The sequence below is a fragment of the Mycobacterium sp. 29Ha genome, assembly GCF_032883055.1.
Taxonomy (GTDB): domain Bacteria; phylum Actinomycetota; class Actinomycetes; order Mycobacteriales; family Mycobacteriaceae; genus Mycobacterium; species Mycobacterium gallinarum.
Genome location: NZ_JAMQTI010000009.1, coordinates 74,486 through 89,402, shown reverse-complemented (window position 1 = coordinate 89,402; position 14,917 = coordinate 74,486). Strand labels below are relative to the sequence as shown.

General features: G+C 64.9%; 16 protein-coding genes. 5 read left to right on the top strand and 11 right to left on the bottom strand.

The annotated features are described in order from the left end of the window. Positions 1 to 31: 31 nt before the first annotated feature. Genes M1248_RS13715 through M1248_RS13700 form a run of 4 tightly spaced genes read right to left on the bottom strand, consistent with a single transcriptional unit; the run spans position 32 to position 3,068 of the window. On the bottom strand, positions 32 to 460 hold the full coding sequence (locus M1248_RS13715; protein ID WP_317148714.1) for a hypothetical protein: 429 nt from the start codon (positions 458 to 460) through the stop codon (positions 32 to 34). Beyond that, the gene (locus M1248_RS13710; protein WP_317148713.1) at positions 444 to 1,613 is read right to left on the bottom strand and encodes an amidohydrolase family protein; all 1,170 of its coding nucleotides are present in this window, start codon (positions 1,611 to 1,613) and stop codon (positions 444 to 446) included. The genes M1248_RS13715 and M1248_RS13710 overlap by 17 nt, the downstream gene beginning before the upstream one ends. 1 nt (position 1,614) lies before the next feature. Then, on the bottom strand, positions 1,615 to 2,715 hold the full coding sequence (locus M1248_RS13705) for an amidohydrolase family protein (RefSeq protein ID WP_317148712.1): 1,101 nt from the start codon (positions 2,713 to 2,715) through the stop codon (positions 1,615 to 1,617). Next, positions 2,712 to 3,068 (bottom strand): Rieske (2Fe-2S) protein, encoded by a 357-nt coding sequence (locus M1248_RS13700; RefSeq protein WP_163728670.1) that lies wholly within the window; start codon positions 3,066 to 3,068, stop codon positions 2,712 to 2,714. The genes M1248_RS13705 and M1248_RS13700 overlap by 4 nt, the downstream gene beginning before the upstream one ends. Positions 3,069 to 3,146: 78 nt before the next feature. Between M1248_RS13700 and M1248_RS13695 the strand changes: the two genes are divergently transcribed. Both M1248_RS13695 and M1248_RS13690 read left to right on the top strand, forming a co-directional pair. After that, the gene (locus M1248_RS13695; RefSeq protein ID WP_410506666.1) at positions 3,147 to 4,376 is read left to right on the top strand and encodes a cytochrome P450; all 1,230 of its coding nucleotides are present in this window, start codon (positions 3,147 to 3,149) and stop codon (positions 4,374 to 4,376) included. Positions 4,377 to 4,378: 2 nt separating this feature from the next. Beyond that, a complete protein-coding gene (locus M1248_RS13690) occupies positions 4,379 to 5,536 on the top strand; it encodes a Zn-dependent alcohol dehydrogenase (RefSeq protein WP_317148711.1) in 1,158 nt (385 codons plus the stop codon). 1 nt (position 5,537) lies between these two features. Here M1248_RS13690 and M1248_RS13685 read toward each other — a convergent pair whose 3' ends face one another. From M1248_RS13685 to M1248_RS13655, 7 genes are read right to left on the bottom strand one after another with little or no spacing between them, the layout of a single operon-like run. Then, positions 5,538 to 7,073, bottom strand: coding sequence for an acyl-CoA synthetase (locus M1248_RS13685; protein WP_317148710.1), 1,536 nt, complete (start codon positions 7,071 to 7,073; stop codon positions 5,538 to 5,540). Positions 7,074 to 7,082: 9 nt separating this feature from the next. Further along, positions 7,083 to 7,949: an enoyl-CoA hydratase/isomerase family protein gene (locus M1248_RS13680; protein ID WP_163728683.1), complete on the bottom strand. Its 867-nt coding sequence runs from the start codon at positions 7,947 to 7,949 to the stop codon at positions 7,083 to 7,085. Between the two features lie 20 nt (positions 7,950 to 7,969). Next, a complete protein-coding gene (locus M1248_RS13675) occupies positions 7,970 to 8,203 on the bottom strand; it encodes a lipoyl domain-containing protein (RefSeq protein ID WP_163728686.1) in 234 nt (77 codons plus the stop codon). Then, complete coding sequence (locus M1248_RS13670; protein WP_163728688.1) at positions 8,196 to 9,194, bottom strand: alpha-ketoacid dehydrogenase subunit beta; 999 nt, start codon at positions 9,192 to 9,194, stop codon at positions 8,196 to 8,198. Before M1248_RS13670 ends, M1248_RS13675 begins: the two co-directional genes overlap by 8 nt. A 10-nt stretch (positions 9,195 to 9,204) precedes the next feature. Beyond that, a complete protein-coding gene (locus M1248_RS13665) occupies positions 9,205 to 10,185 on the bottom strand; it encodes a thiamine pyrophosphate-dependent dehydrogenase E1 component subunit alpha (RefSeq protein WP_163728691.1) in 981 nt (326 codons plus the stop codon). Next, positions 10,182 to 10,502: a DUF4286 family protein gene (locus tag M1248_RS13660; RefSeq protein WP_232076111.1), complete on the bottom strand. Its 321-nt coding sequence runs from the start codon at positions 10,500 to 10,502 to the stop codon at positions 10,182 to 10,184. Before M1248_RS13660 ends, M1248_RS13665 begins: the two co-directional genes overlap by 4 nt. An 18-nt stretch (positions 10,503 to 10,520) precedes the next feature. After that, a complete protein-coding gene (locus M1248_RS13655) occupies positions 10,521 to 11,387 on the bottom strand; it encodes a mycofactocin-coupled SDR family oxidoreductase (RefSeq protein WP_317148709.1) in 867 nt (288 codons plus the stop codon). An 88-nt stretch (positions 11,388 to 11,475) separates the two neighbouring features. Between M1248_RS13655 and M1248_RS13650 the strand changes: the two genes are divergently transcribed. Genes M1248_RS13650 through M1248_RS13640 form a run of 3 tightly spaced genes read left to right on the top strand, consistent with a single transcriptional unit; the run spans position 11,476 to position 14,914 of the window. Continuing rightward, positions 11,476 to 12,633, top strand: coding sequence for an acyl-CoA dehydrogenase family protein (locus tag M1248_RS13650; protein ID WP_163728697.1), 1,158 nt, complete (start codon positions 11,476 to 11,478; stop codon positions 12,631 to 12,633). Next, on the top strand, positions 12,630 to 13,703 hold the full coding sequence (locus tag M1248_RS13645) for an acyl-CoA dehydrogenase family protein (RefSeq protein WP_317148708.1): 1,074 nt from the start codon (positions 12,630 to 12,632) through the stop codon (positions 13,701 to 13,703). The genes M1248_RS13650 and M1248_RS13645 overlap by 4 nt, the downstream gene beginning before the upstream one ends. Further along, positions 13,700 to 14,914 (top strand): CaiB/BaiF CoA-transferase family protein, encoded by a 1,215-nt coding sequence (locus tag M1248_RS13640; RefSeq protein WP_317148707.1) that lies wholly within the window; start codon positions 13,700 to 13,702, stop codon positions 14,912 to 14,914. Before M1248_RS13645 ends, M1248_RS13640 begins: the two co-directional genes overlap by 4 nt. Positions 14,915 to 14,917 lie beyond the last annotated feature (3 nt).

Sequence of the window (14,917 nt, the reverse complement as noted above, 5' to 3'; positions counted from 1 at the left end):
GTGAGCGCGACCAACTACACCGAAATCGCAGTCAGTCGGCGAGGTGAATCTGCGACTCCATCTGATGAAAGATCCTCAGCCGGTCGCCGCGACGGACCAGCAGCCAGGTGATCCAACTCGCGCCGTTTCGTTCGCCGTCGACTTCTGTGCCCGCCAGGCGCCAGCGGCTCAGCACGATGGCGCGGACCACGGTGTCGTCCACCATGTCGAACTCATGCAACGTCGACGACACCGTCGCCGACTTGAGCCGTCCGGCCACCCTCGCCCAGTGCCGTTCGAGTTCGTCGTTGCCGATCACCGGCGCCGCGTACTCGTCACCGACGTAGATGGGCGACGGGTCGTCGCGCGTCCAAAGATCGCCCAGCGCGTGGAAATCCAGGTTCGACCAACGCTTGTCGTAATCGCGGACCAGGTCGGTCAGTGCCGATTCGACAGCGTGTACGTCAAACGGCGAGTCCACCTGCGCCCGACAATTCAGAAGGCAACGCCTTGACGGTGGCGGGCAAGCCGTACAGCGCCATGGCGTTGCCGCGCATGATTCGCTCACGCTGGTCCGCCGGGAACCGTCTGATCGCCCAGTCCGGCGAGTCGTAGCTCCAGTGCGGGTAGTCGGTGGAGAACATGATGTTGTCGCCGAGATCCATCATCTCGAGGTACTTGCGGTACTCGCCGAGGTCGACCTCCTCGAGCGGTTGGGTCGTGAATCGCACGTGCTCGCGGACATAGTCCGACGGCTTACGACGCACCTGCGGCAGATCTGCCTTGCGCTGCTCCCAGATTCGGTCCATCCGCCACATCGCAGGCAACGCCCACGTGAAGCCACCCTCGACGAACACCACCCGTAGATCGGGATGACGGTCGAAGGCGCCGTCGAACACCAGGCTCATCAGATGCGACACATACAGCAGCGGCCAGGACGCGAAGAAGTCGTGCCAGTGCGCCGGGTTGCCGACCGGGTAGATCGGAATCAACTCGAACGGCGTCTGCCCCATGAGGTGGGTGGCGACGGGCAGACCATGGCGTGCCGCGGCCGCATACATCGGATCGAAGTGCGGGCTACCGAACGGGATCCCGCGTGTCTGCGGCGTCATGAGCACTTCGGCCATGTACGGGTGCCCGGCCCACCGCTCGATCTCGCGTGCGGCGGCTACCGGATCCTGGGCGGTGACGCTGATCGCGCCTCGCCAACGGCCGTGCCAGTTGGCCTCACCCAGCCACACGTCGGCGAGCCAGTCGTTGTGGGTGGCCTTCAGGACGTCTTCGGCCTGCGGCAGCTGCGCGTCGCACATAGGTTCCAGCACAGCGATACTCACGCCGGCATCGACCAGCAGTTGCTTGGCTGCGAAGTCCGGATCGCTGCCCGCGACACCGCCGCCCGGCGGGCTCGCGTCAACCCGCAGTGAGTTCGTCTTGTACGAGTCCGGCGTGTCATAGAAATGCGGGACCGGCGAGACCGCATTACCCGTCGGCCAGAGTTTGTCCTTCCATTCCGCGGGCGCATACGACTTGAGCACTTCGGCCGACATGGGCAGCGGGTGGACGTCGGTGTCGACGATCGTCACCGCGATATCCGCGGCGGCGGTCCTGTCCCGAACGCTCTCGACGGTCGTCATGTCAGACTCCTCTCCCTGCCTGGATTGCCGGCTCGGCCGGCGTGACACCATAGATCTCACTTGCGTTGCGCCACAACACTTTGTCCCGCTGGTGACTGTTAAGACCTGCGACGACGGTGTCCGGCCCCGTTGCGGACCAGTGTGGGTAGCTCGACCCGTACATCAGCAGGTCGGCCTTGTCGGTGAAGTCCATCCACTGCTCAGCCTGGCCCTCGTCCGTCGGCCCGTCGAGCGCCGACGAACAGAATCGCACATGGTCGCGCAGGTACTCGCTGGGAAACCGGTCCACCCAGGGGGTTTGATCCCGCATCGACATCCAGAACGTGTCGAGCCGCCACATGAGTGGCGTGAGAATGTCGTAGCCGCCGTCGGCGAAGACGAATCGCAGATCGGGGTGCCGTCCGAACATGCCCTCGACGATCAGCGTCGCAAGGTGGACGAACGAGTTCAGCGGCATGAACGCGGCATAGCCCGGGTAGGTGTAGGCATGACCGGCGAACGTCGGCGCATGGTCAACACCGTTGCCGCCGTTGATATGTACGGCCACCGGTAGCCCGTGTGCGGCGGCGGCCTCCCAGATCGGCTCGAACATCGGTTTGCCGTAGGGCTCACGCGACTGCATCGGAACACCGACCTGAACCATCTTCGGGTGATCGGCCAGTCGCTCGATCTCGGCGACCGCCCCCCTGACGTCCTCGGGGTTGACCCGGATGGTGCCGCGGAACCGGTTCGACGTGTCCGGATCCAGCCAACGGTCGAGCAGCCAGTCGTTGACCGCCGCGCAGATCCGGCTGTTCAGCAGATAATCGGCGATGTTGCCGCGCGTCAGCGGATTGAGAATCGCGTAGTCAGCGATGAGCCGCTCGCGCGAAGAGCCGAAGGCAACGCCGTTGCCGTCGAAGAGATGATGCGCCACGGTATCTGGATCCGACCCGGGATAGCCGTCGCCGTACAGGTCCTGGCGGTAGTCCCCGCCCGGCGCCTGGTACCACTGCTGCTCCACGTCGGGAATGGCGCGCAGCTTGTGCGGCGCCGACAGATACCGCCGAATCTCGGAGTTGAACCGGAAATGTGGCTGCACATTCGCGTCGATGATCGTCATGCCGTGAGATACACCTGTCCATCCGCGACGTCCACCTCGTACGTGCGCACTCGCTTCTTGGGATCGGCGAGGCTTTCTCCCGTGGTGATGTCGAACTCCCATTGATGCCAGGGGCAACGCGCGATCTGGCCGTCACGCACATGGCGGATCTGGTCGGGCATCTCCGGGTCGTACTCGGTGGTGCCCCTGACGTAGCCCAGGCACAGCGGTGCGCCCTCATGTGAGCAATAGTTCGCGATCGCGTAGAGCGACCCGTCGATGTTGTAGACGCCCACGCCGAACTTTCCGGCCTGGACCAGCTTCATCGTTCCCGGAGGCAGGTCTTCGACCGCACATACCGGTCGGCGCTGCATAGGACCTCCTCTCCCTTGACCTAGAATACTAAAATAGTAAAGATAGAGCGAACGACTTGCTTGCGCCGGGAGGCATGTGTGACGACCAGCACGGATTCGCATGATCAGCCGACCGCCCCCGATTTGGTGAACGATCCCTACCCCTACTTCGAGCACATGCGTAAGACGTCGCCGGTGTGGCGCGGGACGCTCATGGAGAGCGACCTGATGCCCGAGGAGTTGAAGAACCCAGAGAACTGGACGTTGTTCGACTTCGACAGCGTCTTCACCGCCTTTCGCGAAGACACGGTGTTCGCCTCGGAGATGTACAACCAGACCATCGGGTTGGTCTTCGGCCCGACGATCCTCGGCATGGCGGGGAAACAGCACCACGACCATCGCAGCCTGGTGAGCAAGGCCTTCAAGCAGAGCTCGCTGGCCAAGTGGGAACCCGAGGTGATCGACCCGATCTGTGATCAGCTGGTCAACGAGTTCAAGGACGACGGCGAGGTCGATCTGGTCAAGGCGGTGACGTTCGAGTTCCCCACCAGGGTCACCGCCGCCCTGCTCGGCCTGCCGCAGGAAGATCTCGAGATGTTCCGGCGGCTGTCACTGGACTTGATCTCCATCACCGAGGACATCGAAGCGGGCCTGAACGCGTCGGTCGAACTCGGCACCTACTTTCAGCAGCAGGTGGATCAACGGCGAAGCAAGCCCACCAACGACGTCATCGGCGACCTCGTTGCCGCGGAGATCGACGGGGAAAAGCTCACCGACGAGGCCATCATCTCGTTCCTGCGCCTGCTGCTGCCCGCCGGACTCGAGACCACTTACCGGTCCTCGGGAAATCTGTTGCAGCTGTTGCTGACCCATCCAGACCAACTCGAGGCACTGCAACGGGACCGCAGTCTCATCCCGGCCGCGATCGAGGAAGGCATTCGGTTCGAGACCCCGCTTGTGCTTGTGGCTCGCAACACCACCCGTGATGTCGAGATGCACGGCATGACAATCCCGGAGGGCGCGTCGATCACCTTATGCATGGGCGCCGCCAATCGTGACGACAAGCGGTGGGAGAACCCCGACGTGTTCGACATCCACCGCCCGCGTCGGGCTCACATCTCGTTCGCGGGAGGCATTCACAGCTGCCTCGGAATGCATCTGGCCCGGGTCGAAACGAAGGCAATGCTGACGAGCCTCTTCGACCGTTTGACCGATTTCCAACTAATCGCCGACGACGATACGAAGATCGTCGGTATGCCATTTCGCTCCCCCAAGCACCTGCCCGTCACATTCCGGCCAATGTCGGCTGAGCCGACAAATCGGGCCTGAGCGTGAGGACACGCGCAGCGATCCTGCACGACATGGGCCAGCAGTGGTCGGTCGAGGAATTCGAGCTCGACCCGCCGAAGGCCGGCGAGGTGCTGCTCGAGATGGCCGCGGCCGGGCTGTGCCACTCCGACGAGCACATCCGCAACGGCGACATGTCCGCGTCCAACGAGGTGATGCAGTCCTATGGGCTGCCGTCGATGTTCCCGTTGATCGGTGGCCACGAAGGCGCGGGCGTCGTCCTCGAAGTCGGCGCGGGCGTCACCGAGTTCAAGCCGGGCGACCACGTCGTGACGTCGTTCGTCGCGGTGTGCGGCAGCTGCAGGTGGTGCAACTCCGGGATGGAGTACATCTGCGACATGGGCGCGCAGGTGATGATCCCCGGCATGCCCACCGACGGCACATTCCGCCATCACACGAGCGACGGGCGGAACCTGGGTCACCTGTCCAAGGTCGGCGCCTTCTCGAAACACACTGTGGTGTCGCCGGATTCGATCGTCAAGATCGACCCTCATCTTCCGCTGCTACCGATGGCGCTGCTGTCCTGCGGCATCCCCACCGGCTACGGTTCCGCGGAGAACCGCGCGAAAGTGCGCACCGGTGACACCGTCGTGGTGATCGGCGTCGGCGGCATCGGCACCGGGGCGATCCAGGGCGCGCGCATCAACGGCGCCGCGCAGATCATCGCCGTCGATCCGGTGGAGTTCAAACAGAAATCGGCACTGGGCTTCGGCGCCACACACAGCGTCGCGTCCACCGAGGAAGCCGCCGATCTGGTTCGCGATCTGACCGCCGGGGTGATGGCGGACAGCGTCATCGTCTCCCCCTCGTTGATCACCGAGGACGATGTGCAGCCCGCGCTTAGTCTGACGCGCAAGGGTGGAACCTGTGTGCTGACCGGAATGACCAGGCAGCTCACGAGTTCCATCGGGATCAACCTGCAGGAGTTCATCCTGTGGAACAAAAACCTCGTCGGCACCGTGTACGGATCATGTAATCCCCGGGTGGACGTGCCCCGCTTCATCAAGCTCTACGAATCGGGGCAGCTGCAACTCGACGAGATGATCACCCGGCGCTACCGTCTCGACGAGATCAATGACGGCTACCGTGACCAGCTCAACGGTGAGATCGTGCGCGGCATCATCGATTTCAGCCTGGACTGAGTCACACGATGCGCGACGCGCGGCCCTGCCAGTAGCGGTCGCGGATGCGCCGTTTGTAGAGCTTTCCGTTGGGATCGCGCGGTAGTTCCGGATCGAATTCGATGGTGCGGGGGCACTTGTAGGTCGCGAGGTGTGATCTGCAGTAGTCGATCAGCTCGGCCTCGAGTGCGGATCCGGCCTCCACCCCGGGGATCGGTTGTACGACCGCCTTGACCTCCTCGCCGAACTCGTCGTTCGGGACACCGAACACTGCGGCGTCGACGAGCTTCGGATGCATGACCAACAGGTTCTCCACCTCCTGCGGGTAGATGTTCACCCCGCCGGAGACGATCATGAACGTCGACCTGTCAGTCAGATAGAGGTAGCCGTCCTCGTCGACGAATCCCATATCACCAAGTGATCGCCATCCGCGGTCGTTGGACACCGAGGCGGTCTTGGCCGGGTCCTTGAAGTATTCGAACGCCGGTCCCCCCTCGAAGAAGAGTTCCCCGGCGGTGCCGGCGGGAACTTCGATCCCGTCGGCATCCAGCACATGCACAGGGGTGATGGGTTTGCCCACCGAACCGGGGTGGGCCAGCCAGTCTTCGGGTCCGATCCCGGTGCCCGCGAATCCTTCTGTGCCCCCGTAATACTCGTGGATGATCGGGCCGAACCACTCCATCATCTTGTACTTGACGTCAACCGGGCACGGCGCGGCCGCGTGGATCACGCACCGCAGGCTCGACGTGTCATAGGCGGCGCGGACCTCGTCGGGCAGCTTGAGCATCCGCACGAACATCGTCGGCACGAACTGCGCATGCGTGACGCGGTACGTCTCGATGTGCCGCAGTACGGCCTCGGCGTCGAACTTTCGCATCAGGATCGAGGCGGCGCCCACCCGGTGTACTGCCATCGTGTAGTTGATGCCCGCCGCGTGATACAGCGGTGCTGGGGAGAGGTAGACGCTGGACGAGGTCATGTCGTAGCGCTGGCCGAGCGAGTACTCGAGGACCTTCTGCGCCCACGACCCCTGACCGTCGGTCGGCAGTGGTCGTCGAACGGCCTTGGGCCGCCCCGTGGTTCCCGAGGAGTAGAGCATCTCGGTGCCGTCCGAAATCGGCGGGGCATCACCCGCCGATGCCAGCGCGTCGCGGTACGACGTCCAGCCCGGCAACGCGGCACCGACGCCAATGTGCACCTCGACACCCGCATTGGCCTCGAGAAGATGGGCCGCCAGTTCAGGCATCGACTCGTCGATGAAGACCGCCTTCGCTTCGGAGTCGTCGATCACGTAAGCGACTTCGTCTGCCGTGAAATGCGTGTTGACCGCGCTGTAGTACAACCCGGAAAGCTGGCAGCCCCAGGTGATCTCGAAGAACTCCGGGCGGTTGGGCAGCACCAGTGCGACACCGTCGCCAGGACGCAGCCCGGCCTCGTACAGCAGGGCCGCCACCCGCCGGCTACCCGCGTAAAGGTTGCCGTAGGTGATGGTCTCACCGTCTGCAGCGATCACGGCCGGCGAGTCCGCGGCCTCCGTAGCATGGTCAGAGATGTTCAACGGACACCCTTAGGTGGCGACGTCGCCGTTCTTGGATGCGGCCGCCTGACGCTCGGCCATCTCCGACGGCAGGATCTTGTCCGCGAACACCCGCTGGATGAGTTCCTGGACGTCCCTGCTGACCGACGCGAGCGCGACGAGGTCGTTGGAACTCTGCCAGTGCACCCGCATGCCCATCATCTCCCACGCCCGCTTGATGTTGGCCTTGGTGGCCAGCAGCGTGGTGAGCGGAGCCTGGGCGATGTGGCGGGCGATCGCCTCCACCCGCGCATCCAGATCTTCGCGCTTGACCACCTCGTTGATGAGGCCGTACTCGAGCGCCTTGTTCGCGTCGACCGTCTCGGCGGTGTAGAGGTAATAGGAGGCGCGCCGCCAGTTCATGAAAACCCATGGCTCGATGGAGCATTCACCCGACGGCATCCCGAACCCCTGCAGCGGCGGATACGAGAAGTAGGCGTCCTCGGAGGCGATCGCGATATCGGTGGTCAGTCCGTAGTGGGTGCCGCCACCGACGCAGTACCCGTGGATCTGCGAGATGGTGGGCTTGGAGAACTCCCACAGGTTCAGGATCGGCTTGACGAACAAGTCGGTCTGGGGTTTCCACGGCATACCGGTGGCCTTGAAGCCCTCGACGAACTCCGGATAGTCGACGGCGTTGTTGCCGATGGCGTGCCCCGAACAGAAGCCCTTTCCGTTGGCCTTCAAAATCAGAACCTTGATGTCGTAATCGCGGTCGGCGTCCCGAAGCGCATCGTCGATCTCCTCGACCTGCTTCTGGTCCTGAGCGTTGGCCTTCTCGGGCCAGTTCAAGGTGATGGACGCGATGGGACCCTTCTTTTCGAAGATGATCCGCTCGCGAGTCTCGTTGACGTCCATGGATGAACAACCTTTCGTTATTACGTGATGACGCCGATTTCAGCGCCGATGTCGTAGATGGTCCCTACCTCGCCGGTCCAATTGACCGTGCCCGACGCGCCCGCTTCGATCTCCTGTTCGACCTTCTCGGTGGCCACCGTGAAGAGCGGAGCACCTTCCTCCACGTGCTCGCCGTCGTCGACCAGCAGCTCGGTCAGCTCCGCTTCGGACACCGCAACCGACGTGCGGGGGATCCGAATGACGAACTCAGCCATGCGCGACCGCGGTCGCCAGTGCTCGCTGCGCGGCGTCGACGATCCGTGCTGCCGACGGATAGATCTGCGCCTCCAGCGCCGCCGCAGCCGGCGTGGGAACGAACCGGGCGCCGACGCGCTCGATCGGGGCGGTGAGCTCGCCGAAGCATTCGGCTTGGAGGGTGGCGACGATCTCCGCACCCGGTCCCGCGAACTGGACGGCGTCGTGCACGACCACCGCGCGGCGGGTCCGCCGCACCGATTCGACTATGGTCTCGACATCCAGTGGCACCAGGGTCCGCAGGTCGACCACCTCGGCGTTCACGCCCAGGTCCTGCAACTGCTGGGCGGCCGTGAGACATTCGAGCACGCTGCGGCCGTAGCTGATGAGCGTGACGTCGGATCCGGGCCGCTTGATCTCGGCCTGGCCCAGCGGAATGGCGAAGCCAGGATCTGTTGGTACGGAACCCTTCTGACCCTGCAGACGGATCGTTTCGACGAACAGGCACGGATCCGGGTCGAAGATCGCAGATGTCAATAGGCCCTTACCGTCGCGCGGGGTCGACGGGACGATGACCTTCATGCCCGGGATGTGCATGAACCAGGCTTCCAGGGTCTGCGAATGCGTTGCGCCGGTGGCCAGTCCGCCGTACACCTGGGTGCGCACGGTGATCGGCGCCGTCGTGCGCCCCGCGGTCATGAACCGCAGTTTGGCGGCGTTGTTGATCAGCTGGTCGGCGGCGATGCCGATGAAGTCCATGATCATGATCTCGGCGACCGGCAGCAGTCCGTCGATGGCCGCGCCGATCGCGGCGCCGACGATGGCGGCCTCCGATATCGGCGTGTCCAGCACCCGATCGTGTCCGTACTTCGTCGACAGTCCCGCCGTCGGGCCCGAAGCTCCCGGATCGGCGATGTCCTCGCCGAGCAGGAACACCCGATCGTCGGCCGCCAGCGCCTGATCCAGCGCGAGGTTCAGCGCCTCACGCATCGTCATTTCTTTCTCGTCCATGACGCCTTCCTCAGACCGGATAGCGGATCGGGGACGCGTACACGTCGCGGTCGAGTTCGTCGATCGACGGCGCCTCGGCGCTCATGACGGTGTCCAGAGCCTGTTGCACCTTAATGAGGGCGCCCTCGTCGATGCCGCTGAGCTCGTCGTCGGTGCAGATGCCGTTGTCTATCAGGTGTTTCCGGAAGCGGGGCACCGGGTCGGCCTCCATCGCCGCCGACAATTGATCCTTGGGGATGTACGGCATGCGGTCGCCGAAGTAATGGCCGCGGAAGCGAAACGTCACGCATTCGATGAACGTGGGTCCCTCACCGTTGCGCGCCTTGCCGATCGCCTCGGCGAGCACATCCAGCACGGCGAGCGGATCGTTGCCGTCCACCTGAATGCCGGGCATCCCGTATCCCGCGGCGCGGTCGGCGACACGGCCGAGCTTCATCGTGTCGTGAGTGGGCGTCATCTCCGCGTATAGGTTGTTCTGGCAGACGAACACCACCGGCAGGTTCCACAGGGCAGCCATGTTCGCCGCCTCGTGGAACGATCCGGTGTTCGTCGCCCCGTCACCGAAACTCACCACCGTGACGCGGTCGGTGTCCTTGCGCTTGGCCGCCATCGCCAGCCCGACGGCGACCGGCGGTCCGGCGCCGACGATGCCCGTCGACAGCATCACGCCCTTGTCAGGTTTCGCGATGTGCATCGTGCCGCCCTTACCGCGACCCGCCCCGACCGTGCGCCCCATCATCTCGCCGTAGATCTCTTCCAGCGGAACGCCTTTGCCGATCAGGTCGTGCAGCCCGCGGTAGGTCGTCACCAGCTGATCGTCCTCACGCAGCGCGACACCCATCGCGGCGGCGATGGCCTCCTGGCCGCGCGACGGCCAGTACACACACATGAACTCACCGGTGCCGATGCCCTTGGACAGCCGGTCGTCGGCAGCCTTCATCAGCACCATCAGGGCATAGATCCGGCGTTGGACGTCCGTCGGATACGTCATGGGCCCAGCGACCCGATCTCGCGGTACACCTTGGGAATCGGTTTCGGGTCCATGGCGAGGTTGTCCAGTCCCGTCATGGTTCCGGTGGCGCCGAGTTCCCCGAGTCTCTGCACGGCGGCATCGAGGTCGTCGCAGTCGAGCTCATAGATCGCGATGAAGGGGCCTTCGCCATCGTTGGGTGCGAACCGACGCGCGGACACGATGCCCTCCACCGACAGGATCTGCGCCAGGTGTGTGTCGTTGTACCACTTGTGGTACTCGGCTTCACGATCCGGCGAGGCCGGCATCGTCTCGACGTACATGATCCCTCTGGGCACCTACGCTGCTCCCCTCTCCTATGGGCCTGACCACGGCTTGATCTTCAGGAAACCGCCCGCGTCGACCCGCAGCTGCTGGCCGGTGACATAGCGGGCGGCGTCGCTGGCCAGAAACAGCACGGCTTCGCTGATGTCCTCGGGCTCCACATACGGAATCGGCATCGCCTGGATCATCGGGAAGACGATTTCGGCATCCTCACGCGTGGGATTGGGCAGATCGGGTCGAAACGCCTTGTACATCGGCGGGCTGTGCAGCATGTCGGTGTTGACGTTCGTGGGATGTACGGCGTTCACACGGATCTGCTCCGGCGCCAGTGTGCGGGCGAGATCGTTGACGTAGTGCGCGACAATCTGTTTGGCGAAGGCATAACCCGCCCCGCCGGGGCCGCCGTCCATGCCGCTGGTGTTGACCGCCGTCGCCATGAACGCCGCAACCGATCCGGTGGCGATGACCGAGGCGCCCGCGTGGAGGTGCTTCATGCTGGCGTGAATGAGGTTCATGACACCGATGAGGTCCACGTCGACCGCATCGACGAATGCCTGCGGCGGTAGCCCCGCGGTCATCGGGCAGATCCCGGCGTTGGCGACCACGATGTCGAGTTGGCCGAACTCTTCGACGCCGCGGTCGATCGCGGCGGCGAGTCCGACGCGGTCGCGGACGTCAGCGATCTCGGTGTAGGCGCGCTGACCTTCCTTCTCGACCAGCCGCGCCGTTTCGTCGAGGTCCTCCGGCCGCGCCAGCGGATAGTCATTGGTCTCGATGTCCGCGCAGATGTCGACGGCGATGATGTCGGCGCCCTCGGCGGCCAGTGTTCGCGCGTGGGAACGTCCTTGGCCGCGCGCAGCCCCGCTGACCAGGGCCACTTTGCCCGTCACCCTGCCCATGACCGAACCTCTCTGCCTGTCCGCCAGCGGTGGCTATACTACCTAAAATTATAAAGAAACCAATCAGGCCGATCCCGAACAGGACACCGTGGACTTCTCATATCCAGCGGAGGTGGAGCCCTTCCGCAAGGAGCTGCGCGCTTGGCTGTCCACCAACCTGACCGATGAGGTGAAGACCGCCGACCGGCATCGCGGGCGCGATCCACAGGCGTTCGAGACGCTTCGTGCGTGGGATGCGACGGTGGCCGACGCGGGTTGGGGCGCGGTCTCCTGGCCGCAGGAGTACGGCGGCCGTGGGGCGTCGGTGCTCGAGCAGCTGGTGTACGCCGAGGAAACGACGCGTGCGCGAGCACCCATGCCGCTCAACGTGATCGGCATGAACAACATCGCGCCGGCGATAATGCAATACGGCACCGAGGACCAGATGCGGCGGCTGCTCCCCCGGATGATGCGCGCCGACGACATCTGGTGTCAGGGCATGTCCGAGCCGGAAGCGGGGTCCGACCTGGCGTCACTACGCACCCGCGCGACGCGTGACGCTGACGCCTTCGTCGTCAACGGCCAGAAGATCTGGACCTCGCTGGGCCACCGGGCCGACTGGTGTCAGCTGTACGTCCGCACCGATCCGGACGCTTCGAAGCACAAGGGCATCTCCTGCCTCATCGTTGACATGAAGTCCCCCGGTATCGAGGTCCGGCCGCTGGTGACCATCAACGGTGCCGCCGACTTCGCCGAAGTCTTCTTCACCGACGTCCGGGTGCCCGCCGACGCCCTGCTCGGTCCGCTCAACGCGGGATGGCAGGTCGCCACGACGACCCTGAGCCACGAGCGGGCAGGTGCGGCGAGACTGTATGCACAGATGGAGATGCAGCTGGCCGACCTCGTCGCCGACCTCAGGGACCACGTCGTCGACGGCAAGCCGGCGCTCGACAACAGCGCGACGCTGTGCCGGCTCGGCGACGTCGCGGTCCGCATCAAGTACCTCGAGTTGTTGTGCAAGCGATCGATATCCGCGATGCTGCACGGCGGCGATGCACTCGGCTCGGCCAGCCTGGCCAAGAGTGTGTGGGCCGAACTGGGGCAGGACCTCGCCGAGCTGGCGTTCGACGTGTTCGGGCCGCTCGGCAGCGGCGGCCGATGGATGGACCGTCGGCTCTCGTCGCGCTCGCTGACCATCGCCGGCGGGACGACCCAGATCACCAAGGGCATCACCGCGACCCGCGTCTTGGGGCTGCCAAGACGATGAACCTCGAACTCACCGACGAACAGACCGCCCTACGGGACACCCTGCGGCGTTATCTTGCCGAAAAGGCAAGCCTGGCAACATATGTCCGGCCGCTACTCGACGACGAGAATGCTGGAGCGGATTCGGTCTGGCGCGGGCTGGCGGCGATGGGCGTGACGGGCTTGCTGGTCCCGGAGGAGCGCGACGGCGCAGGCATGACGATGGTCGAGGCCGGGGTGGTCGCCGAAGAACTGGGGGCCGCGTTGTACCCGGGCCCGTGGTTGTCCACCGCCGTCGCGGCGACGCGAGCCCTGGTGCGCACCGGTGCCGACGGGAATGCCGCCGTATTGCTCGCCGGCATCGCGAACGGTTCCACCGTCACCACCGTCGGGCCGCTGTTCGGTCCCCGGCCGACAGCGATGGACGGCCCCAGACTGCACGGCAGCGTCACCGGCGTGCCGGACGCCAACGATGCCGACATCATCCTGGTGTTCGCCGACGAACCCGACGGCATCGGGTTGTACTCCGTCGACACCTCGTCCGAGAGCATCACGATGGCGTCGTGCGCGCACATCGACCCGACGCGTGTGCTGGCCGACGTCACGTTCGACAGCACTTCTGCCAGGCGGCTAGCGTCCGTGCCGGCGGACGTGTTGCGGGCGATCGTCGACGACGTCGTGATCGCGTACGCCGCCGACGCGCTCGGTGCGGCGACCGCCGTGATGAACCTCGCCATCGAATACGCCAAGGTGCGAAAGCAATTCGATCAGCCGATCGGAAGCTTTCAAGCCGTCCAGCATCTGTGCGTCGACATGTACGAGGCGGTGGAACTCGCGCGTAGCGGCGTCATCCACGCGTTGTGGGCCGCCGATGCGGCGGATCCCGCGGAGCACCATCTGGCCGCACTGCGCGCCAAGGCGTTCGCCGGCCGGCTGACCGCGGTCGGCGATATAGCGATCCAGGTGTTCGGTGGTATCGGCTTCACGTGGGAGCACGACGCGCACCTTTATCTGAAGCGACTGTTGGGCTGGAGCGGATTCCTCGGTGCACCGGACCGGTATCTCGAGGAGATCGGGAAGGGGTTGCAATGATTCTCAGTGGTGTGCGTGTCGTCGAATTGGCCTCGTGGACATACGTTCCCTCGGCCGGTGCGGCGCTCGCCGACTGGGGCGCGGACGTCATCAAGGTCGAGGACGTCAAGGCGGGCGATCCGGGTCGGGCACTGGTCATCGGTGGATTCACGAAGGAGAACGCCCGAGCGCACATCGATTTCATCCTCGAGATCGGCAACAGGGGCAAGCGCAGCATTGCCGTCGACATCAAGTCCGACACCGGTCGCGAGTACTTCGGACGCCTGCTGGCCACCGCGGACGTCTTCCTCACCAACTGGCTGCCCGGAGCGCTGGAACGGGCCCGGCTGACCGTCGATGACATCCGCTCGTTCAATCCGGACATCATCATCGCGCGCGGCACCGGCACCGGAGTTCGCGGACCCGACCGCGACAAGGGCGGTTTCGACGCGGCCACCTACCTGTCCCGCGGCGGGGTGTCGTACACCATGACGCCGTTCGGCACCGAGACGCCCGCGGTGCAGGGACCCGGATTCGGTGATCTGCAGGGCGGAATCACGCTCGCCGGAGGTGTGTGTGCCGCTCTGTTCCACCGCGAGCGCACCGGAGAACCCAGCATCGTCGACTCATCCCTGCTGGCGCAGGCGATGTGGACCATCGCGCCGTCGATCTCGGTCGCTGACCTCTTCGACATCGACGGCATCCCCGGCGCACCACCCGGCCTGGCGATCAACCCGCTCGTCAACCGTTACAAGACGCGTGACGGCCGGTGGATCCAGATGGTCTTCCTTCAGCCGGACCGGTTCTGGGCGGGGTTCTGTGAGCGGATCGGCCTGCCGGAACTCGCCACCGACGAACGCTTCGTCCCGTCAAGCAATCTGATCGCCAACTCCACCGAGGCTTGCGCGCTCGTCGGAGACCGTCTGGCCAGCGAGGATCTGGACCACTGGCGCGAGGTGCTCGCCGACGAACCCGGCGTGTGGGCCGCGTTGGCCACGCCGAAGGAGACTCTCAACGATCCGCAGGTCAGGCCGAACGGCTACGTCGTAGCCAACGTCGACGACCAGGGCAACGAGTATCAGATCGTCGCCGCGCCAGTGCAATTCAACGAAACCCCACCCGCGGCCGCACGGGCTCCCGAACATGGGCAGCACACCGAGGAGATCCTGTTGGAACTCGACCTCGATTGGGACGCCATCTCGGCAGCCAAGGACAGCGGAGCGATTCTCTAGGAG

What these genes read in the sequence shown, in the direction of transcription:
- M1248_RS13680 (WP_163728683.1), bottom strand. Translation starts at nt 7,949, where the DNA reads ATGGACGTCAACGAGACTCGCGAGCGGATCATCTTCGAAAAGAAGGGT.
- M1248_RS13665 (WP_163728691.1), bottom strand. Translation starts at nt 10,185, where the DNA reads ATGACGTATCCGACGGACGTCCAACGCCGGATCTATGCCCTGATGGTG.
- M1248_RS13645 (WP_317148708.1), top strand. Translation starts at nt 12,630, where the DNA reads ATGAACCTCGAACTCACCGACGAACAGACCGCCCTACGGGACACCCTG.
- M1248_RS13675 (WP_163728686.1), bottom strand. Translation starts at nt 8,203, where the DNA reads ATGGCTGAGTTCGTCATTCGGATCCCCCGCACGTCGGTTGCGGTGTCC.
- M1248_RS13670 (WP_163728688.1), bottom strand. Translation starts at nt 9,194, where the DNA reads ATGGACGAGAAAGAAATGACGATGCGTGAGGCGCTGAACCTCGCGCTG.
- M1248_RS13700 (WP_163728670.1), bottom strand. Translation starts at nt 3,068, where the DNA reads ATGCAGCGCCGACCGGTATGTGCGGTCGAAGACCTGCCTCCGGGAACG.
- M1248_RS13655 (WP_317148709.1), bottom strand. Translation starts at nt 11,387, where the DNA reads ATGGGCAGGGTGACGGGCAAAGTGGCCCTGGTCAGCGGGGCTGCGCGC.
- M1248_RS13710 (WP_317148713.1), bottom strand. Translation starts at nt 1,613, where the DNA reads ATGACGACCGTCGAGAGCGTTCGGGACAGGACCGCCGCCGCGGATATC.
- M1248_RS13705 (WP_317148712.1), bottom strand. Translation starts at nt 2,715, where the DNA reads ATGACGATCATCGACGCGAATGTGCAGCCACATTTCCGGTTCAACTCC.
- M1248_RS13640 (WP_317148707.1), top strand. Translation starts at nt 13,700, where the DNA reads ATGATTCTCAGTGGTGTGCGTGTCGTCGAATTGGCCTCGTGGACATAC.